The organism is Stenotrophomonas sp. 2694 (assembly GCF_040548715.1).
GTDB classification, from domain to species: domain Bacteria; phylum Pseudomonadota; class Gammaproteobacteria; order Xanthomonadales; family Xanthomonadaceae; genus Stenotrophomonas; species Stenotrophomonas indicatrix.
In genome coordinates this window covers 47,743-67,843 of record NZ_JBEPSG010000015.1, presented here as the reverse complement: position 1 = coordinate 67,843, position 20,101 = coordinate 47,743, and the positions used below count along the sequence as shown (strand labels likewise).

The 20,101-nt window shown below is 67.3% G+C and carries 20 protein-coding genes and 1 tRNA gene; 7 read left to right on the top strand and 14 right to left on the bottom strand.

The window, feature by feature from the left end; all coding sequences use genetic code 11:
- Positions 1–19: 19 nt before the first annotated feature.
- Both edd and eda read left to right on the top strand, forming a co-directional pair.
- Entirely contained in the window at positions 20–1,936 is a 1,917-nt protein-coding gene (gene edd / locus ABIA73_RS16015) for a phosphogluconate dehydratase (protein WP_354276014.1), read from the top strand.
- Positions 1,937–2,173: 237 nt separating this feature from the next.
- Positions 2,174–2,833 (top strand): bifunctional 4-hydroxy-2-oxoglutarate aldolase/2-dehydro-3-deoxy-phosphogluconate aldolase, encoded by a 660-nt coding sequence (gene eda / locus ABIA73_RS16010; protein WP_218789103.1) that lies wholly within the window; start codon positions 2,174–2,176, stop codon positions 2,831–2,833.
- 284 nt (positions 2,834–3,117) lie between these two features.
- Here eda and ABIA73_RS16005 read toward each other — a convergent pair whose 3' ends face one another.
- The 3 genes from ABIA73_RS16005 to ispG form a co-directional block, all read right to left on the bottom strand.
- Positions 3,118–3,765, bottom strand: coding sequence for a response regulator (locus tag ABIA73_RS16005; RefSeq protein ID WP_025878804.1), 648 nt, complete (start codon positions 3,763–3,765; stop codon positions 3,118–3,120).
- A gap of 202 nt (positions 3,766–3,967) precedes the next feature.
- On the bottom strand, positions 3,968–4,717 hold the full coding sequence (locus ABIA73_RS16000; RefSeq protein WP_025878803.1) for a phosphatase PAP2 family protein: 750 nt from the start codon (positions 4,715–4,717) through the stop codon (positions 3,968–3,970).
- Positions 4,698–5,963, bottom strand: coding sequence for a flavodoxin-dependent (E)-4-hydroxy-3-methylbut-2-enyl-diphosphate synthase (gene ispG / locus ABIA73_RS15995; protein ID WP_088101382.1), 1,266 nt, complete (start codon positions 5,961–5,963; stop codon positions 4,698–4,700). The genes ABIA73_RS16000 and ispG overlap by 20 nt, the downstream gene beginning before the upstream one ends.
- 114 nt (positions 5,964–6,077) lie before the next feature.
- On the opposite strand from ispG, the gene ABIA73_RS15990 reads away from it, so the two are divergent.
- Together ABIA73_RS15990 and ABIA73_RS15985 are read left to right on the top strand one after the other, a co-directional pair.
- Positions 6,078–7,298 carry an ATP-binding protein gene (locus ABIA73_RS15990; protein ID WP_032952097.1) on the top strand — a complete coding sequence of 407 codons (1,221 nt, stop codon included), beginning with the start codon at positions 6,078–6,080 and terminating at the stop codon, positions 7,296–7,298.
- Positions 7,295–7,864: a response regulator transcription factor gene (locus ABIA73_RS15985; RefSeq protein WP_032952096.1), complete on the top strand. Its 570-nt coding sequence runs from the start codon at positions 7,295–7,297 to the stop codon at positions 7,862–7,864. Before ABIA73_RS15990 ends, ABIA73_RS15985 begins: the two co-directional genes overlap by 4 nt.
- A gap of 90 nt (positions 7,865–7,954) precedes the next feature.
- Here the strand turns inward: ABIA73_RS15985 and ABIA73_RS15980 are convergent, their stop codons facing one another.
- The 8 genes from ABIA73_RS15980 to pcnB form a co-directional block, all read right to left on the bottom strand.
- Positions 7,955–8,914, bottom strand: a complete 960-nt coding sequence (locus tag ABIA73_RS15980) for a hypothetical protein (protein ID WP_354276013.1) — start codon at positions 8,912–8,914, stop codon at positions 7,955–7,957.
- Positions 8,915–8,940: 26 nt separating this feature from the next.
- The gene (gene pgi, locus ABIA73_RS15975; protein WP_354276012.1) at positions 8,941–10,455 is read right to left on the bottom strand and encodes a glucose-6-phosphate isomerase; all 1,515 of its coding nucleotides are present in this window, start codon (positions 10,453–10,455) and stop codon (positions 8,941–8,943) included.
- Complete coding sequence (gene panD, locus ABIA73_RS15970) at positions 10,452–10,832, bottom strand: aspartate 1-decarboxylase (protein WP_004153087.1); 381 nt, start codon at positions 10,830–10,832, stop codon at positions 10,452–10,454. Before panD ends, pgi begins: the two co-directional genes overlap by 4 nt.
- Before the next feature lie 87 nt (positions 10,833–10,919).
- On the bottom strand, positions 10,920–11,426 hold the full coding sequence (locus ABIA73_RS15965) for a hypothetical protein (RefSeq protein WP_354276011.1): 507 nt from the start codon (positions 11,424–11,426) through the stop codon (positions 10,920–10,922).
- 72 nt (positions 11,427–11,498) lie between these two features.
- Positions 11,499–12,338: a pantoate--beta-alanine ligase gene (panC, locus tag ABIA73_RS15960; protein ID WP_032977891.1), complete on the bottom strand. Its 840-nt coding sequence runs from the start codon at positions 12,336–12,338 to the stop codon at positions 11,499–11,501.
- Entirely contained in the window at positions 12,335–13,150 is an 816-nt protein-coding gene (panB, locus tag ABIA73_RS15955; RefSeq protein WP_080149162.1) for a 3-methyl-2-oxobutanoate hydroxymethyltransferase, read from the bottom strand. Before panB ends, panC begins: the two co-directional genes overlap by 4 nt.
- 34 nt (positions 13,151–13,184) lie before the next feature.
- Positions 13,185–13,670 carry a 2-amino-4-hydroxy-6-hydroxymethyldihydropteridine diphosphokinase gene (folK, locus tag ABIA73_RS15950; RefSeq protein WP_080149163.1) on the bottom strand — a complete coding sequence of 162 codons (486 nt, stop codon included), beginning with the start codon at positions 13,668–13,670 and terminating at the stop codon, positions 13,185–13,187.
- A gap of 3 nt (positions 13,671–13,673) precedes the next feature.
- Positions 13,674–15,053: a polynucleotide adenylyltransferase PcnB gene (gene pcnB, locus ABIA73_RS15945; protein ID WP_033830828.1), complete on the bottom strand. Its 1,380-nt coding sequence runs from the start codon at positions 15,051–15,053 to the stop codon at positions 13,674–13,676.
- Between the two features lie 49 nt (positions 15,054–15,102).
- Here pcnB and ABIA73_RS15940 point away from each other — a divergent pair.
- A tRNA-Glu gene (locus ABIA73_RS15940) sits at positions 15,103–15,177 on the top strand.
- A 461-nt stretch (positions 15,178–15,638) separates the two neighbouring features.
- Here the strand turns inward: ABIA73_RS15940 and ABIA73_RS15935 are convergent.
- Positions 15,639–17,063: a sugar porter family MFS transporter gene (locus ABIA73_RS15935; RefSeq protein WP_025879441.1), complete on the bottom strand. Its 1,425-nt coding sequence runs from the start codon at positions 17,061–17,063 to the stop codon at positions 15,639–15,641.
- Positions 17,064–17,249: 186 nt separating this feature from the next.
- On the opposite strand from ABIA73_RS15935, the gene fdxA reads away from it, so the two are divergent.
- Positions 17,250–17,573, top strand: a complete 324-nt coding sequence (gene fdxA / locus ABIA73_RS15930; protein ID WP_005409054.1) for a ferredoxin FdxA — start codon at positions 17,250–17,252, stop codon at positions 17,571–17,573.
- A gap of 357 nt (positions 17,574–17,930) precedes the next feature.
- On the opposite strand, the gene ABIA73_RS15925 is transcribed toward fdxA, so the two are convergent.
- Together ABIA73_RS15925 and dapA are read right to left on the bottom strand one after the other, a co-directional pair.
- Positions 17,931–18,446 (bottom strand): hypothetical protein, encoded by a 516-nt coding sequence (locus ABIA73_RS15925; protein ID WP_025879442.1) that lies wholly within the window; start codon positions 18,444–18,446, stop codon positions 17,931–17,933.
- 32 nt (positions 18,447–18,478) lie between these two features.
- On the bottom strand, positions 18,479–19,372 hold the full coding sequence (gene dapA / locus ABIA73_RS15920; protein WP_025879443.1) for a 4-hydroxy-tetrahydrodipicolinate synthase: 894 nt from the start codon (positions 19,370–19,372) through the stop codon (positions 18,479–18,481).
- A 164-nt stretch (positions 19,373–19,536) separates the two neighbouring features.
- On the opposite strand from dapA, the gene ABIA73_RS15915 reads away from it, so the two are divergent.
- On the top strand, positions 19,537–20,097 hold the full coding sequence (locus ABIA73_RS15915) for a glycine cleavage system transcriptional repressor (protein WP_025879444.1): 561 nt from the start codon (positions 19,537–19,539) through the stop codon (positions 20,095–20,097).
- Positions 20,098–20,101 lie beyond the last annotated feature (4 nt).

The following is a 20,101-nucleotide window of genomic DNA, read 5'->3' as shown; positions in this document are numbered from 1 at the left end:
CCTCGAACGCCGGTAGCCAATGAGCCTCCATCCGCAACTGCAAGCCATCACTGAGCGCGTCATCCGCCGCAGCGCCGCTTCGCGCGCCGCCTATCTGGCTGCGATCGACGCCTCCCTGCGCGATGGCCCGTTCCGCAGCCGCCTCAGCTGCGGCAACCTCGCCCACGGTTTCGCCGCCTGTGGTGGCACCGACAAGAGCCGCCTGCGCGGCGGCGTGACGGCCAACCTGGGCATCATCACCGCCTACAACGACATGCTGTCGGCGCACCAGCCGTTCGAGACCTATCCCGAACAGATCCGTGCGGTGGCCCGCGAACTGGGCGCGACGGCACAGGTGGCCGGCGCTGTGCCGGCGATGTGCGACGGCGTCACCCAGGGCCGCGGCGGCATGGAGCTGTCGCTGTTCTCGCGCGATGTCATTGCCCAGGCCACCGCGATCGGGCTCAGCCACGACATGTTCGATAGCACCGTGTACCTCGGTGTGTGCGACAAGATCGTGCCGGGCCTGCTGATCGGCGCCCTCGCCTTCGGCCATCTTCCGGCGGTGTTCGTGCCGGCCGGCCCGATGACGCCGGGCATTCCCAACAAGCAGAAGGCCGAAGTGCGCGAGCGCTACGCCGCCGGCGAAGCCACCCGCGAAGAACTGCTGGAAGCCGAATCGGCGTCCTACCACGGCGCAGGCACCTGCACCTTCTACGGCACCGCCAATTCCAACCAGGTGCTGCTGGAAGCGATGGGCGTGCAGCTGCCGGGCGCATCGTTCGTCAATCCGGACACGGCGCTGCGCGATGCACTGACCCGCGAAGCCACCGAGCGCGCACTGGACATCACCGCGCTGGGCGACGACTTCCGTCCGCTGGGCCGGATCATCGACGAGCGCGCGATCATCAACGCGATCATCGCGCTGATGGCCACCGGCGGCTCGACCAACCACACCATCCACTGGATCGCGGTGGCACGTGCGGCCGGCATCGTGCTGACCTGGGACGACTTCGACGAGCTGTCGCAGCTGATCCCGCTGCTGGCGCGCGTCTATCCGAACGGCGAGGCCGACGTGAACCGCTTCGCTGCAGCGGGTGGCCCGGCGTTCGTGTTCGGTGAACTGATCAAGGCCGGCCTGATGCATGGCGATCTGGTCAGCGTTGCCCGTGGCGGCATGGCCGACTACGCGCGCGAGCCGCAGCTGCGCGATGGCAAGCTGGTGTACCTGCCGGGCCTGGAACGCAGCGCCGATGAAGAAGTGGTGCGCGGTGTCGACAACCCGTTCGAGAGCCAGGGCGGCCTGCGCCTGCTGCGCGGCAACCTCGGCAAGTCGCTGATCAAATTGTCGGCAGTGAAGCCGCAGTACCGCACCATCGAAGCGCCGGCCGTGGTGGTTGATGCGCCGCAGGTGCTGAACAAGCTGCACGCCGGCGGCCTGCTGCCCGAGCATTTCGTGGCGGTGGTGCGTTACCAGGGTCCGCGTGCGAACGGCATGCCGGAACTGCATTCGCTGGCGCCGCTGCTGGGCCTGCTGCAGAACCAGGGCCGGCGCGTGGCGCTGGTCACCGATGGTCGCCTGTCCGGTGCGTCGGGCAAGATTCCCGCCGCCATCCACGTGACGCCGGAAGCTGCACGCGGTGGTCCGCTGGGCAAGGTGCGCGAGGGCGACATCATCCGCCTGGATGGTGAGGCCGGCACGCTTGAAGTGCTGGTGGACGCAGCCGAATGGGCCGCGCGTACTCATGCGCCGAATACGGCGCCGGCCGCCAATGACCTGGGCCGCAACCTGTTCGCGATCAACCGGCGTGTGGTGGGTCCGGCCGATCAGGGCGCGATCTCGATTTCGTGTGGTCCGGCGGCGGCTGACGGTGGGCCGTGGGACTACGACGCGGAGTATGAGCTGGGGCACGATGCTGCTGCGGCGGCGGCGCCGCATGAGGCGAAGGACGCCTGAGGGATTGAAGCGCGTTGCGGGTATGTGGCGGCGGTTGGTTTCCAGGGGGCGGCGAAGGGCAGGCCGTCGCCAGGACACGCCGTAAATACATCCCTGTAGGCTCGATCGCGCCATCCATGGCGCGAACGGTCCTGGCGACGCCCTGCCCTCCGCCGCATCACAGTTTCCGGCGCCGATACGCCGCGAAGTGATCATTGAAAGCACAACTAGAGCGAAAGCAAAGGCAGAAGCAGAGCTATGGGTATCGAACAACATCAGGTGCGGGCGGCGGAGTTGTTGCATGCGGCCGGCATCCTGCCGGTGGTGACGATTCATACGCTGGACCAGGCACGTGCGGTCAGCGCGGCGCTGCTGGAAGGCGGATTGCCGGCGATCGAGCTGACGCTGCGTACGCCGGTGGCGATGGAAGCGCTGGCGGTGCTCAAGCGTGAGCTGCCGGATGTGGTGGTCGGCGCCGGTACGGTGCTGACGGTGGAGCAGATGCAGCAGTCGATCGATGCGGGCGCCGATTTCCTGGTGACCCCGGGCACGCCGCCGGGGCTGGCCGATGCGTTGGCTGCGGCACCGCTGCCGGTGGTACCGGGTGCGGCGACGCCGACCGAACTGCTGGCGCTCTACGCGCGCGGTTTCCGCGTGTGCAAGCTGTTCCCGGCCACGGCCGTGGGCGGCCTGGCGATGATCAAGGGCGTAGCCGGCCCGATCGCCGACCTCAAGCTGTGCCCGACCGGTGGCATCACCGAGAACACCGCCGCCGAGTACCTGGAGCAGAAGAACGTGGTCTGCATCGGTGGCTCGTGGATGGTGCCGGGCAACTGGATCGACGCCGGCCAGTGGGACAAGGTGCGCGAAAGCGCCGCGCAGGCCGCGAAGATCGTCAAGCGCGTACGCGGTCACTGACGCACTGCGCGGTGAGAGCCCTTTCCCGCCGGGAAAGGGATCCGCCCCCAAGCGCGCAAAGCGCGCGACCCGCTCCTTCCGTTCCCTTCTTCATTCCGCGGTGGCAGCGCACGGAACCTGTCCGTGGCCCTGCGGAGGGATCGCGCAGGGGCGTAAGCGCCATGGATGGCGCGCCCGAGCCTCCAGGGATGGATTCACGGCGTCCCCTGCGCGATCCCTCCGCAGGGCCAACCCCACGAACTCCGTCGCACCACCGCGAGGGGCTCAGCCGTTGGCTGAAATCCTTACAGCGGCCGTGCCGGATCCACCAGCCCGTACTGGCTGGCCATCCGCGCCAACGCGATGTTGTCGTGGATTCCCATCTTCTCGAACAACCGCGCCTTGTGCGTGTTGACCGTCTTCGCGCTCAGGCTCAGACGACGGGCGATATCTTCCTGGCGCAGGCCCTGGGTCAGCAGCAATGCCACTTCCAGCTCACGCGGCGACAGGTTGTCGAACGGCGAGCCGTTGCCTTCCACGGTGGACAACGCCAGGTTCTGCGCGATGCTCGTGCCCAGGTAACGTCGTCCGGCGGCCACGTCGCGCACCGCACGCAGCAGTTCCTGCGCATCGCAGCCCTTGCCGATGTAACCGGCGGCGCCGGCTTCGAGCAGGCGCTTGGGCAGCGGACCGTCTTCCAGCACCGACACGATCACCACCCGCGTGCTGCGGTGGCCACGAACGATGCGCTCGGTTACTTCCATCCCGCTCACGCCGGGCAGGTGCAGATCACACAGCACCACGTCCGGTTGCAGCTGGCGGATCGCGGGCAGCGCGTCTTCGCCCGTTTCGGCCTCGCCCACCACTTCAATGTCGGTTTCACTCGACAGTATCATTTTCATCCCGGTGCGGACCAACGCATGGTCATCCACCAGGTAGACTCGAATCGTCATTCACGTACCTCTTCGAATGCGGCCAATACGGGTCAACCTAGGCAGGAGCACCTGACCACTGCAAGCGCGGATGTTGCGCAATTCCGGCGTTCTGCCTTGCGCATCACATTCTTCACGCACTGATCGTGCCCCTTGCCCTGCAGAACCCGTTACAACGAAACAACCCGTCCCTCAGGTAGACGCCCTTGGGAGGGCATCCACGTCACTCCCCTTGCGTGATCGCTTCGCTGGCCGTCGCTGGCGGCGAACCGTGCCGTCGCCATGGATGACGGCGGCTGAACATGACCAGATAGCACCCTACCACCCAAACCAGCGCGGCACACCACCCGGCGAGGATGTCGGAGGGGTAATGCACCCCCAGATAGACCCGGGAAACGCTTACCAGCAGGCTGAACGACGGCGCCAGCAGCAGCACCGGCCAGCGCCAGCGGGTATTCCAGGCCAGCAGCACCAGGGTGACCGCCAGGGTCATCGAGCCCATCGCGTGGCCACTGGGGAAACTGAACGTGGATTCCGGCGCGATCGATTCCCACAGACTGGGCCGGTCGCGCTGGAAGAAGTGCTTGCTGCCCATGTTGAGCAGCGCCGACCCTACGAAGCTCACGGCCACGAAGGTCGCTTCACGCCAACGCCGGTGCCAGGCCAGTGCACCGACAATCAGCACATCAGCCGGGATCAGGAACCACTCGTAGCCCAGCTTCGACAGCAGCACGAACACATGGTCCAGCCACGGCGAATGCAGGCCGTGCATCTGCCACAGCAGCGGCGCATCGAAATGGAAGGATTCGAACTCGTGCACCTCGTCGGCCAGGGCGACGAATCCGGCCAGCGGCAGCAGCACGCCGGCAAACAGCAGCAGCAGCCGCCAGGCATTGCGCGCCATCCAGTGGCGGAAGCCGGAGGCGGGCTCCGGTGCAGCGAGGATCGTCGGCTTACCCGGCGCTTCGGACATAGGTGCGTTCAACGTAATCATCGATCAGGGCGACGAATTCCTGGGCGATGTTCTCGCCACGCAGGGTCACCTTCTTCTCGCCATCGACGAACACCGGTGCCGACGGTGCTTCACCGGTGCCCGGCAGCGAGATGCCGATGTTGGCATGCCGCGACTCCCCCGGCCCGTTGACCACGCAGCCCATCACCGCCAGGGTCATGTTCTCCGCACCCGGGTGCTGGATCTTCCACAGCGGCATCTTTTCGCGCACGTGGTTCTGCACCACCTTGGCCAGCTCCTGGAAGAATTCCGAGGTGGTACGGCCGCAGCCCGGGCACGCCGTGACCAGCGGAGTGAAGGCGCGCTGGCCGGTGGTCTGCAGCAGTTCCTGGGCGACGATCACTTCCTGCGTGCGCGACTGGCCCGGTTCGGGCGTCAGCGAAATGCGGATGGTGTCGCCGATGCCTTCCTGCAGCAGCACGCTGAGCGCCGCCGCCGAGGCAACGATGCCCTTGCTGCCGATACCGGCTTCGGTCAGGCCCAGATGCAGGGCGAAGTCCGAACGCTGGGCCAGGTCGCGGTAGACCGCGATCAGCTCCTGCACGCCGCTGACCTTGGCCGACAGGATGATCCGATCGCGCGGCAGGCCTATGTCCACCGCCTGCTCGGCCGAATCCAGCGCCGAACGGATCAGCGCCTCGCGCAGCACGCGGCCGGCGTCCCAGGGCTGTTCGCGGTGGTTGTTCTCGTCCATCAGCTTGGCCGCCAGGGCCTGGTCCAGCGAGCCCCAGTTGGCGCCGATGCGCACCGGCTTGTTGTAGCGGATGGCGAACTCGATCAGCTGCGCGAACTGCAGGTCCTTCTTCTTGCCGAAGCCCACGTTGCCCGGGTTGATGCGGTACTTGGCCAGTGCTTCGGCGCAGGCCGGCTCGGCCGTCAGCAGCTGGTGGCCGTTGTAGTGGAAGTCGCCGATCAGCGGTACGTCGATGCCCATCATCGCCAGCTTGTCGACGATGCGCGGGATCGCCGCGGCCGCTTCGACCGTGTTGACGGTCAGGCGCACCATTTCCGAGCCGGCACGCCAGAGCTCAGCGACCTGCTTGACGCTGGACGCCACATCGGACGTGTCGGTATTGGTCATCGACTGCACCACGACCGGCTTGCCACCGCCCACGGTGACTCCACCGATCTGGACCGCTTGGGTCAGGCGACGGGGCCAGGAAGTGGCATCGGAGGGGGCTGTAGGGCGGGTGACGGCGTCATGCATGCGGGCATTCTAACGCCCGCCCCGACCTTCCGGGTGTGTCGCATTCAGGCGACAGTCCGGCTGCGGCCGATTGTCGCAGGCAGCCGTCCCCGCGAACGCATACGATGGGCGCGAATGACCGGTCCCGACGCCCCGTTTCTCCGAACCCTGTGCAGCCTGCGCTGGTTGGCCGTGGCTGGCCAGGCGGCCACCATCCTGGTTGCGACCTGGGTGCTGGGACTGCCCTTGCCGCAACTGCCGCTGTGGTCGGGCGTGGCCGTGCTCGCCGTATTCAACCTGTATACGCAGCTGCGCCCGGAGCCGGCCGATACCGCGCCGCTGACCGCCTTCGGCCACATCCTGGTGGACGTGATCATCCTCACCTGGATGGTCAGCTGGAGCGGCGGCATCGCCAATCCGTTCGGCTCGCTGTTCCTGATCCTGATCGCCCTGGCGGCCTTCGCCCTGCCCCTGCGCTGGGCACTGGCCGTGGCCAGCGCCTGCCTGCTGGGCTACGCGGCCAGCGGACTGTTCGGGCAACCGCTGCCGGCGGGCTATTTCAACGCACTGGACCTCAATCGCTGGGGCGTGATCGCCACCTTCCTGCTGTCCGCTGCGGTCGTACTGATCTTCTCTACCCGGCTGGCGATCGCGCTGCGCGAGCGCGAGCTGGAACTGTCGGCACTGCGCGAACGCTTCGCGCGCAACGAGGGCATCGTCGCCCTGGCCACGCATGCAGCCTCGGTGGCGCACGAACTGAACACGCCGCTGGCGACGATGACCCTGCTCGCCGACGACGTGGCTGAACGCAGCGAAGAACCGGAAGTGCGCGAGGATATGGAAACCCTGCGCGAACTGCTGGTGCAGTGCCGGGAGCGCGTGCTGGCCCTGGCCGCGCCGGCCTCCAATGACGGCCCCGGGCGCGCCCACTCCACGGCCCAGCAGGTGCTGGAGCAATGGCGGCTGGTGCGCCCGACCATCGACCTGCATCGCAACGACGACGCACCGCTGCGCCTGCCGCTGGACCCGGGCGTCGGCCACCTGCTGATGGTGCTGCTGAACAACGCGGCCGATGCCGGCGAGCAGGCCGGCCGACCGCGCGTCGATCTCAGCCTGCGCATCGAAGGCGACGACCTGATCGGCGAAGTGCGCGACTACGGCCATGGCTTCAACGCCCGCGCCGCCGTGCTGCCGGGCAAGCTGTTCGGCAGCAGCAAGAGTGAAGGCATGGGCGTCGGTCTTGCCCTGTCCCATGCCACCATCGAACGCCTGGACGGCGAGATGTGGATGCGCCCGGCCCAAGGGGCCGGTAGCCGCGTCGGCTTCCGCCTGCCGCTGGCCCCCCGCGAGGAATGACCATGACTGCTTCCACCCTTGGCCTGCTGGTCGACGACGACGAACTCTACCTGCGCACCCTGCAGCGCAGCCTGGCCCGCAAAGGGCTGGAGACGCAGACCGCACAGGATGCCGCCAGCGCGCTGGCACTGGCCCGCCAGCATCCGCCGGCGTTCGCGTTGATCGACCTGAAGCTGGGCAGCGATTCCGGCCTGGCCCTGATACAGCCGTTGCGCGCGCTGCGCGCAGACATGCGGATCCTGCTGGTGACCGGCTATGCCAGCATCGCCACCGCAGTGGAGGCGATCAAGCTGGGCGCCGACGACTACCTGCCGAAGCCATCGACGGTACCGATGATCCTGCGTGCGCTGGGCGAGGAAGACGATGGCCCCGCCGATGACGGCGAGATGGAAGTGCCCGATGCGATGACCCCGATCAGCCGCCTGCAGTGGGAACACATCCAGCAGGCGATGCATGAAACCGGCGGCAATGTGTCGGCGGCCGCGCGGCTGCTCGGCATGCACCGGCGTTCGCTGCAGCGCAAGCTGGCCAAGCGGCCGAGCCCGGAACGCGATCCGAGCCGGTGATGCGTCGTCGTATTCGCCGGGCATGGCCCGGCGCTACCGGCATGACGAAGGGTAGCGCCGGGCCATGCCCGGCGGCATTCCCCGCCCGCGTCAGCCCTTCAGCTGCGCCAGCAGCTCACGGGTCAGCGGATCATTGATCTGGACATCCTCGCCCTGCCTGGCCTCGGCGTCCACTTCTGCAATCCATTGATCCACCCCACCACGCATCAGATCTGCCCGACTGGGCAGGACGTCGCGCGCAGGGCTATACAGATCGAGCAGCAGTCGGTTGCGGGCCTCGACTGTCATGTCCGCGCCGCCAGACCGCTCGACGATGATGTCAGCGCGCGCCAGGCCCTGCTCATCCACGCACCGCTCGCCATGACGCAGCAGAACCAGCGCCGGCACATCTGCGCCCTCCTGCACGGCTGCCTGCAGCCGGTCGTGTCCGTCCAGCACCACGTGTGCCTGCAGGCCACTGACCCACATCAGCAGAACCGGTGGCAGTGATCCTGCCCGGGCCTGCCTGGCCCAGGCCTTGACCCGCCCAGCCGTGGCCAGAGACGGTGCCCGCAGCAGGACGGGAGGCAGGCATTCGCCGTGCGTCACGCTCGACCAGTCCAAGGTATCCACCGCCGGTCGGGCCAGCGCATCTGACGCGAGCGTGAGCGGCATCCGCGCACGCTCCAGGCCATGCAGCGTCGGCTGCAGCAGCCATTCGCCCTGGGCCAGCGGAGATCGATCCGAACGGGTAAGGGCCTGTGCGAAATGACGTGCCCACGCTGCGGCAGTCCGCACCGGATCATCCGAATGCAACGCCCTCGCCTCGGCAGCCGTGATCGGTGGAATGATCGCCGGCGAGGCCGGGGAGGCGCTGCGAAGCAGGTCCACACCGAAATAGTCGGGCTCCACCCTCGCCCACAACATGGGGCGTTCCTCGGTACCCACCCGTATCCGGTCCGGCGGGCAGACCGAAACCACAAGCGCAGGGCGCACGGGGGCCTGCACGGTCAGGTGCAGACCCGCCCACACCTCGGGCTGCCTTCGTCGAACGAGGTCGCGCCAGTGCATCGACGCACGCATCCGGCGCGCCGCGCTCAGCCATTCAGCTGAGCCAGCAGCTCACGGGTCAGCGGATCATTGATCTGGACATCCTCGCCCTGCAGGGCCGGCAGCAGGCCACTGGCCAGCTGCTTGCCCAGTTCGACACCGAACTGGTCGAAAGCGTTGATGTTCCAGATCACCGACTGCACGTACACCGCGTGCTCGTACATCGCGATCAAGGCGCCCAGCGCCTGCGGGGTGAGCGCGTCGAGCAGGATCATCGTGCTCGGGCGGCCGCCCGGGTAATCGCGGTGCGGATCGTCGCTGCCCTGGCCGTTGGCCAGTGCTTCGGTCTGCGCCAGCAGGTTGGCCATCAGCGCCTGGTGGTTGACCGTATACGGATCATCGTTGTGCACGCAGCCGATGAAATCGGCCGGGATGATGCTGGTGCCCTGGTGCAGCGCCTGGAAGAAGCTGTGCTGCACATCGGTGCCCGCACCGCCCCACCACACCGGTACGGTGTCGGTGGTGACCGGCTGGCCATCGCGCTGCACGCGCTTGCCCAGGCTTTCCATCACCAGCTGCTGCAGGTAGGCCGGCAGCAGCGCCAGGCGCTGGTCGTAGGTCATCACCGCATGCGTGGCGTGGCCCAGCAGATTGCGGTTCCAGATGTCGGTCAGGCCGTGCAGCACCGGCAGGTTGCGCTCCAGTGGTGCGTCCAGCGCATGCGCATCCATCTGCGCGGCACCTTCCAGCAGCTGCTCGAAGCGCTCGAAGCCGATGGCCAGTGCGATCGGGAAACCGACGGCCGACCACAGCGAATAGCGGCCGCCCACCCAGTCCCACATCGGCAGCACGCGCTCGGCGGCAATGGCGAAGGCCTTGGCGGCGCGTTCCGGATTGGCGCTGACCGCGTACAGACGGTCGCTGCCGCCCAGCCAGTCATGCAGGATCTGGCCGTTGAGCAGGGTTTCCTGGGTACCAAAGGTCTTGGAAATGAGGATGCCGGCGGTCTTCGCCGGATCCAGCGTGGCCAGCGTGCGCTGCATGGCGGCGCCGTCCACGTTCGACACGAAATGCACGCGCAGGCGTGCGCCTGTGACCGGGCGCAGCGCATCGGCGACCAGTCGCGGGCCGAGATCGGAACCGCCAATGCCGACGCTGACCACATCGGTCACGCCGCTGTCTTCCAGCGCGCGCACCAGCACGCCCATGCGCTGGCGGATGCCGCGCGCGGTGGCATAGGCCTCGGCCGCTACCGGCGCATCGACTACATCACCGCGCAACGCGGTATGCAGCGCAGCGCGGCCTTCGGTCAGGTTGACCTGCTCGCCACGGAACAGGCGCGTGATGGCGCCGCCGACATCACGTTCGGCAGCCAGCGCCAACAGCGCCTGCAACGCTGCGGCATCGTATTTCTGCCGGGCGAAGTTGACATACAACGGACCGACCCGCAGCGCCAGGTCCTGTACACGGCCGGGTTCGGCGGCGAGCAGGCCGGGAATGCTTGCGCCCTTCAGGCGCTGGGCGTGGGAATGCAGCGAGTCGAATCCGTTGTTCGTTGTCATGCGGCCTGGGTCGGGATCGTGTCGTTGGTGTGGGAAATCTGGTTGTTGCCATCCACGTACACCAGCTTCGGCTTGAAGCTGTCGGCTTCCTGCTCGGTCATGCTGGCGAAGGCGGCAATGATGATGATGTCACCGACCTGCACGTGGCGCGCGGCGCCACCATTGAGCGAGACGACGCCGCTGCCGGCTTCGGCGCGGATCGCATAGGTCGAGAAGCGCGCACCGTTGGTCACGTCCCAGATGTGCACCTGCTCGAACTCACGGATGCCGGTGGCAGCCAGCAGGTTGTCATCGATGGCGATGGAGCCTTCGTAGTTCAGCTCGGAATGGGTGACGGTGGCGCGGTGGATCTTGGTCTTGAGCAGGGACAGGTGCATGGGGGCGCTGCAACGGCAAAGGAAAGAGCGGATTCTAGCACCCACGCGGCAACCGTCAGGTAGCGGCCGCAGGATGCTGAAGACCGTTCAGCCGGTGCGCTGCTGCGCGCCCGGCGATGGCGCCGCGGCGCCGGCCAGCACGGCCCGGAGCACGGCCCGGAACACGGCATGGAACGCCAGTCCGGCCATCATGCCGAATCCGGCCGCCACCAGTACCGAGAAGGCATAGCTGGCCCAGTCGAAGTTGCCCGCAGAGGACAGCTGGCTCATAAGAGCACCGCCGGAGCCGTCGGGCCAGGCACAGGTGGCCATGGCCAGCGCGCCCAGCCCTGCCCCGACCAGCGCGAACCACACCCAGCGCAGGCGGCCGGAAGACAGCAGGATCAGGCCCATCGGCAGCAGCACCGCCACGGCGTGGGCGAAGGCCAGCACGAACATCAATGCGGCCGCCAGCGCGGCCGTGGCCACTTCCTGGCCGAGACTGAGACCGGCAATCAGGCCACCGATCACCAGCGAAGGCAGCAGCGCGGCGGCGAACACCGCCAGGATCGCCGCCACGGCGCGGCGGCCGGGGCTGGCTGGAAACGAGGTCATATCGGCAGGTCATCCTTGTCCGGCGAACACGGGCGCCCACTGCGGGCGCCCTGCACAACCGCGCGGGGCGGTTCAGAACTCCAGGTTGTCGATCAACCGGGTGGTGCCCAGGCGCGCGGCGATCAGGGCCACGCGGCCGCCGCCATCGAAACTCGGCTCGGCCAGCTCCGGAGTGCGCAGTACCGCGTAATCCACCTGGAAGCCCGCTGCCTGCAGCGCAGCGACGGCGTCGGCCTCGATGCGTTCACGCGCGTGCCCGGCCACATAGCCTTCGCGCATGCCCAGCAGGGTGCGGTGAAGGGTGGTCGCCAAGGGGCGCTGCTCGGCGCTGAGGTACTGGTTGCGCGAGCTCTTGGCCAGGCCATCCTCATCACGCACGATCTCGGCACCGACGATCTGGATCGGGAACGACAGCTCGGCCACCATCTGCTTGATGACCGCCAGCTGCTGGTAGTCCTTGCGGCCGAACACGGCCACATCCGGCTGCACCTGCAGGAACAGCCGCGCCACCACCGTGCACACGCCATCGAAATGGCCCGGGCGGCTGGCGCCTTCCAGCACCTCGCTGACGCCAGGCGCATGCATCTGCGTGGTCTTGTCCACGCCCAGCGGGTACATCGCTTCGACGCTGGGCAGCCACACCGCATCGCAGCCCACCTGCTCCAGCCCGGCCACATCGGCTTCGGGGGTGCGCGGATAGCGACTGAAATCCTCGTTCGGCCCGAACTGTGTCGGGTTGACGAAGATGCTGGCCACCACCTTGTCGGCGTACTGCTTTGCCAGGGTGACCAGCGCGTGGTGCCCGCCGTGCAGGTTGCCCATGGTCGGCACCAGCGCCACGCGCAGGCCCTCGCCCTTCCACTGCGCGATCTGCGCGCGCAGCGCACCGAGTTCGTTGAAGGTCTGGATCATTGGGCGTACGCGTGTTCTTCGTCGGGGAAGCTGCCATCGCGCACGGCATCGGCGTAGGCACGGGTGGCGCCGGCCACCGAACCGCCTTCAGCCAGGAAGTCCTTGACGAACTTCGGGCGACGGTGGCCGCTGTCCAGACCGAGGAAATCGTGCAGCACCAGCACCTGGCCGTCGCACTGCGGACCGGCACCGATACCGATGGTCGGCACCGGCACCGCGGCGGTGACGGCGGCGGCAACCGGGCTCGGCACGCATTCGAGCACCATGATGCTGGCACCGGCTTCAGCCACGGCCTTGGCATCGTCCACCAGCTGGCGCGCGGCATCACCACGGCCCTGGATCTTGAAGCCACCCAGGCGCAGCACCGACTGCGGGGTCAGGCCCAGGTGCGAACACACCGGGATCTCGCGCTCGACCAGGTAGCGGATGATGTCGACCTTGAAGCCGGCGCCTTCGATCTTGACCATCTCCGCACCCGCCTGCAGCAGCTGCAGCGAAGCATCCAGCGCGCGTTCCGGGGTGGCATCGGCGCCGAACGGCAGGTCGGCGATCAGCAGCGCACGCTGCAGCACGCGGGCGACTGCGCGGGTGTGATAGACCATGTCGGCGACGGTCACCGGCAGGGTCGAATCGTGCCCCTGCACGACCATGCCCAGCGAATCGCCGATCAGGATCAGGTCGACGCCATTGGCATCGAAGGTGCGGGCGAAGCCTGCGTCGTAGGCGGTCAACATGACCAGCTTCTGGCCATTGCGCTTGGCCTCGGCCAGGGCGGGAACGGTCCAGGGCTTGCTGTCTGCGTGGGTGCTCATGTGCTGATAACCGGGGGAGATAACCCGGGCATTATCACCCTAACGGCGCGATCCCGCAGGCATCCACCCGCATCACTGCATCCCGTACGCGACCGTGGCCGGGAATGGCCAGATCGGCGGCGATTTCGGCCAATGGCACCAACACGAACGCACGCTCGTGCAGGTAGGGATGCGGCACCTTCAGCTCGGGCAGGTCCAGCACCTGCTCGCCGAACAGCAGCAGATCCAGATCCAGCGCACGCGGCCCCCAGTGCACGGCGGGATCACGTACGCGGCCGAAGCGCTGCTCCAGCGCGAGCATGGCCTGCAGCAGCTCGACGGCGGGCAGATCGGTGTCGACCGAGGCCACTGCGTTGACGAACGGTGGCTGGTCCTCGTTGCCCCATGCCGGCGTCGCGTACAACCGCGAGGCCTGCCTCAGCCGGGTTCCGGGCAGCTCGTCCAGCGCGGCAATGGCCGCGCGGACGGTGTTGGCTGCGTCGCCAAGATTGGCGCCCAGCCCGATCCAGGCACCGGTCATGGATTACTCGGCAGCACCGGCAGCTGCGCCATCGGGACGACGACGGCGACGACGACGCTTGCGCGGCGCTCCACCCTCCTCATCGCCGGCATCGCTGTGCAGGGAATCCAGCGACGAATCCAGCTCATGCCCGGACTGCGCCTGCGCTTCGCGCCAGAACGCGACGTCGGCCTCGTGCTCTGCCGATGCCACCTGGCGCAGGGCCAGGAAATCGAAGGCGGCGCGGAAACGGGGGTGGCTGAGCGTGCGCATCACGCGCTTGCGCTGGCGCGAACTGAAGCGCGCCTGCAGCAGCCAGATCTCCTGCATCGGCAGCGAGAAACGGCGCGGCAATGCAATGGTGCTCAGCTGCTGCACGGTGACACGGTCGGCGGCACGACGCTGTGCCTCTTCCGGTGCCACGCCCTGCTTGAGCAGCGTTGCCTGTGCGCGGCAGTAAGCCGGCCACAGCAACAGCGCGAACAGGAACGCCGGCGACACGGGCTCGTCATTGGCCACGCGTGCATCGGTGTTGGCCAGGCCCTCGACCAGCATGCGACGCAGCGCGCCGGTGCGGTTCGACTTCAGCGCCTTGGCGCTTTCCGGGAACAGCACGTCGAACAGGCCGTAGCGTTCCAGTCCTTCGAAGCTGGCAACGCCATGCCCGGACAGGAACAGCTTCAGGACTTCCTCGAACAGGCGCGCCGGTGCGGCTTCGTTGAGCAGGCCGGCCAGCTGCGGGATCGGTGCGGCAGTGCCCTCTTCGATCTGGAAGCCGAGCTTGGCCGCCAGGCGGACCGCACGCAGCATGCGCACCGGGTCTTCCTGGTAACGCTGCACCGGGTCGCCGATGAGCTTCATCAGGCGTGCCTGCACGTCTTCGAAGCCGCCGGTGTAGTCACGCACCGAGAAGTCCTCGATGGCGTAATACAGGGCATTGCAGGTGAAGTCGCGGCGGATGGCGTCGTCTTCGATGCTGCCGTACACGTTGTCGCGCACGAGCATGCCGTTTTCCATCTCGCGGTCGCCGCTACCGTCATCGATGTTGGCACGGAAGGTGGCGACTTCGATGATCTCGCGGCCGAACACAACATGGGCCAGGCGGAAACGGCGGCCGATCAGGCGGCAGTTGCGGAACAACTGCTTGACCTGTTCGGGCGTGGCATCGGTGGCCACGTCGAAATCCTTGGGTTGGCCATTGACCAGCAGATCGCGCACCGCGCCGCCGACAAGGTAGGCGCCGAAGCCGGCATCGCGCAGTCGATAAAGCACGCGCAAAGCGTTCGGGCTGATGTCCTTGCGGGAGATCGTGTGCTGGTCGCGCGGGATGACGCGCAGGCTGAACGGTGATGTAGCAGAGGAAATGATGTTGGCGCTTCCGGTTGAAGTTTCGGGATTGCCCAATGGCATCGAGGTGCATATACTAGCGCTCCTGCACCGGCAGCGACACACTGCTCCCTTCGTCTAGTGGTTAGGACGTGGCCCTCTCAAGGCTAAAACAGGGGTTCGAGTCCCCTAGGGAGCACCAGTCGCCGCAGCAGGAACCGAAAAAGCCCGCCTTGTGCGGGCTTTTCTGTTTTCCGGATTCGTGTCGCCGACTGGGCTGGTCGCTTGAGCGCCTCCTTGTTCCTGCGAGGGAGGGGGCGGGCCACCCTGTCCTGGACACGCAAAAGCCCATCCATGGTGCTCGATGGCGCCATCCATGGCGCCAACGGTCCAGGACAGGGTGGCCCGCCCCCTCCTGACAATTCCCGCGCCGGCGGCAAGATCAAGAACAGCCTCGCTCCTCCGAAGCAGATCAGCCCGGACGCGCTTGCGTGTGTCCGCCACCCGCGATCTGTCGAGAGGCGGCAGGCCAGCCGATCCAGGACCGTTGGCGCCATGGATGGCGCCATCGAGCCCCCATGGATGGGTATACGGCGTGTCCTGGAGCGGCTGGCCTGCCGCCTCCCCTCGGAACAGGGAGGCGCTGAAACTCAGGCCAAGCCATCAGCCTTCCATCTGCTCCAGCTCCTTGCCCTTGGTCTCGCGCACGTAGCGGATGACGAAGATGATCGAGAGGATCGCGGCGACGGTGTAGATGCCGTACGCACCGGCCAGGCCGATGCCGGCCAGCAGCATCGGGAAGGTCACGGTGATCGCGAAATTCGACGTCCACTGCGCCGCACCGGCCACGGCCAACGCCGGGCCGCGGATCTGGTTCGGGAACATCTCGCCCAGCATCACCCACATCACCGGGCCCCACGACATGTTGAAGAACACCACATAGACGTTGGCCGCTACCAGCGCCAGCCGGCCCATGCCGTCGGACAGCTGCAGGCGCCCCTCGGCCAGGCTGCCGCTGGCGAAGGCCACCACCATCAGCACCAGGGCCACCGACATGCCGACCGAACCGACCCACAGCAGCGGCTTGCGGCCGATGCGATCGATCAGCACCACCGTCAGCAGGCAGGCGCCGATGCTCAGCGCACCGGACAGGACGTTGATCAGCAGCGCATCGCTTTCCGAGAAACCCACCGCCTGCCACAGCACCGCGCCGTAATAGAACACCACATTGATGCCGACCAGCTGCTGGAACATCGCCAAGCCGATGCCGACCCAGACGATGGGGCGCAGCTTGCCGGTGGCCTTGTTGACCAGGTCGCCGAATCGCGGCTTGTGCTGGTCCTGGGCCAGGCTGGCTTCGATCTCGGCCTGCTTGTTCACCGCGGCACGTTCGCCGTACAACCGGCCAAGCACCGCCCTCGCCTGCGCCTGCCGGCCCTTCATCACCAGGAAGCGCGGGCTTTCCGGGATCACCAGCAACAACAGCAGGAACAGCAGCGACGGCAGTGCCTGCATCCAGAACATCCAGCGCCAGGCTTCCTGCCCCAGCCAGAGCGGCTCGGTCGACGCACCCGCCGCCCGGGCCAGCAGATAGTTGCTGAGGAACGCTGCGAACAGGCCGCAGATGATCGCCATCTGCTGCACGGTCGCCAGCCGGCCGCGATAGCGCGCAGAGGCGACTTCGGCGATGTAGGCCGGCGACATCACGCTGGCCGCACCGACAGCGAACCCGCCGAGCACGCGTGCGCAGACGAACAACCAGGAGGCATGTGCAGCGCCGGCGCCCAGCGCCGACACCAGGAACATCACGGCCGCCACGATCAGCACGCCGCGACGTCCCAGCCGATCGCCAAGCCAACCGGCCACGAACGCGCCGATCGCGCACCCCAGCAGCATCGAGGCGACCTCGAAGCCGAGCGCGGCCTCGCTGGAGTTGAAGGCCTGGCGCAGGCCATCGACGGTGCCATTGATGACGCCACTATCGAAGCCGAACAGGAACCCGCCGAGGGTGGCGGCGCAACTGATCAGGACGATGAAGGCAGTGTTCTCACCGCCGTTGGAGGCGGCACCGGGCTGGACTGGCGACATGAAGGATCCTGCAAGGAAGGGGGCCGACCGAAGCGGGCCGGCGGCCCTGGCAGCGTCGCACAGGGCGGGCACGCCGCCAAATGGGTCTTCGGGCCGCCCATCCGCCCCACTTTCACACGGCAACCGACACCGGGGGCCAACCTGTTCTAGAATTGGCAGGTTCAGAAAGCGATTCGCCCTCTACCCATGCCATTTGTCGTCACCGAAAACTGCATCAAGTGCAAACACACCGATTGCGTGGAAGTGTGTCCCGTGGATTGCTTCCACGAAGGCCCGAACTTCCTGGTGATCGACCCGGACGAGTGCATTGACTGCACCCTCTGCGAACCCGAGTGCCCGGTCAACGCGATCTTCCCGGAAGACGATGTTCCCGCCGGCCAGGAAGGTTTCGTCGCCCTCAATGCAGAACTGGCGAAGGAATGGCCGGTGCTGACCGTGCGCAAGGACCCGCCGGCCGACGCCGGTGAGTGGGATGGCAAGCCGGACAAGCTGAAGTTGCTGGAGCGCTGAGGCGCAGGCACCATGGCCGTGGTAGCTGCCAACCTTGGTTGGCACAAAAGCGCCGACCAAGGTCGGCCTCTACCACGGCAGGTGCGAACCCGCAGGCAATGAAAAGGGCGCCCAGGGCGCCCTTTTCTGTTCCGGCCCTGGTAGCTGCCAACCTTGGTTGGCACAAAAGCGCCGACCAAGGTCGGCCTCCACCACGGCAGGTGCGAACCAGCGGGCAATGAAAAGGGCGCCCAAGGCGCCCTTTTCTGTTCTGGCCCTGGTAGCTGCCAACCTTGGTTGGGACAAAGGCGCCGACCAGGGTCGGCCTCTACCACGGCAGGTGCGAACCAGCAGGGTCCGCACCCGCCCAACCGGCCATCACGGGGCCAGCTTGGCCTTCAGCGCGGCAATCAGCTTCACCGGGGCTTCGGCGGTGGCCGGCAGGCCACGCGGGTCGACCGCGGAGATGTAGGCGCCGGCGTCGACGGCGACCACGCGGACCAGGAAGTTGCTGCCTTCATAGGCCACGTCGTACGAACCCAACAGCTGCGCGCGGGTAGCGATGGTCAGGCCTTCCACGCCTTCCAGCGCGGTACCGACCTTGGCGAAGGCTTCATCCTTGCTGCCGGCAATGGTGAAACCGGTGGCGCTGACGGCGGGGGCAGCGGCGGCCGGGGTGGCCGGCTTGGTCGCCGAGCTCAGGGTCGGCACCTGGTTGTTGCCGGCGCCTGCCGGCAGGTTCAGGTCCGGCGGCACTTCCAGCGGACGCACTTCCGGGGCCAGAGCGTAGTCGCCCTTGACGCCACGCTTGAAGCAACCGGTGGTGCCGGCTGCGGTGGCCACGGCAAGGAGCGCGAAGGACAGCACGCGGACGGCGGAAACGGATTGGCGCATGTGAATCTCCTGGATCAGACCAAGACGGAAGGTCAGTGGCTGGAAAGGGCTTCGAGGGCGGCGATATCGCCGGCGAGATGGTCGGCGGCAGGCGCGTGTGCGGCCGAAAGCGGCAGCAGCGGCAGGCGCAGATCGTGACCGATGCCGATCCGACGCAACAGCGCCTTGACCGGAATCGGGTTGGATTCGACACCGCAGAAGTCATGGAACGGCTGCAGGCGAGCGTCCCAGGATTCAACGGCTTCGTGGTCGCGGGCAGCGGCCAGATCGCACATCCGGCGATAGGCGCCGGGCAGCACGTTGGAACCGACCGAGATCAGACCGTCCATGCCGGCCTGGATCGAACGTGCGGCCGTGCCGTCATCGCCGGTGAGCACGGCAAAGGTCGGGCTGCGCAGGTCAAGCAGTGCCCGCACGCGGCCGGTATCGCCCACCGCTTCCTTGATGCCGACGATGTTCGGATGGCTGGCGAGCTCGGCCACGGTCTCCGGCAGCATGTCGCAGCCGGTGCGGCCGGGCACGTTGTACAGCACCACCGGCACTCCGGCCTGGTCGGCGACCGCGCGGTAATGCGCGATCAGGCCAGCCTGGGTCGGCCGCACGTACGGCGGGGTGACCACCAGCGCGTGGGTGGCGCCAAGCGCGGCAGCACGGCGGGTCTGTTCGATGGTTTTGGCGGTGCCGGACAGGCCGGTACCGGCCAGGACCGGAACGCGGCCGGCAATGCGTTCGACCGCGCTGGCCAGCAGCTGGTCGTACTCCGCATCGGACAGGGTGGCTGCCTCGCCGGTGGAGCCGGCAACGACAACGCCTTGGACGCCGCCCTCCAGCTGCAGGTGCAGCAGGCGCTGCCAACCGTCGGGGTCGAGTGCGCCGTCGGCCCGGAAGGGGGTCGCCAGCGCGGTGATGAGGCCGGAAAGGGACAAGGACGTGCTGCTCTTGGCTGGGGAGGGAAAACGTCCGCCACGGAAGGGCGCGGGCGTTCTGAATGTTACTTGCGGCGCGAAAGCACGGGCAAGTATGCTGGACACCGGTGGATCCCCGCCTCTGGCGGGCATTCAGACTAACGCATGCATTACCCGGAATCGCCTTGACCGACACCACCCCGCGCCCAGCGCCGAGCGAAAACCACCTCCTGATCAACGCCTATACGACGCATCCGGAGTCCCCCCTGTTGTCCGTCACCCGCCGCATCGCCGACAGCGGGTGCAATCTGGTGGATGCACGCCTGGCCACCGTGGGCCGCGATGTGTCGGTGACCGCGCTGGCCACCGGCTCCTGGGATTCGGTCGCCAAGCTGGAAGCGATGCTGACCCGGCTCGAGCGCGAGGAAGGCCTGAAGCTGGTGTGGTATCGCACCGAAGCCAAGCAGGCGCAGTCCAACCTGCTGCCGTACATCGTCGAGGTGATCGCCGCCGACAAGCCGGGCATCCTGTTCCAGCTGGCCGATTTCTTCGACCGCCAGGGCATCACCATCGAGACCCTGCAGAGCACGCGCTACCGCGCCATGCAGACCGGTGCGGAAATGTTCAGCGCACAGGTCACCATCGGCGTGCCGGCCAACATGCATATCGCCGCCCTGCGCGATGATTTCCTCGAGTTCTGCGACCACTTGAACCTGGACGCGATCATGGACCCGATGAAGTTCTGATTGA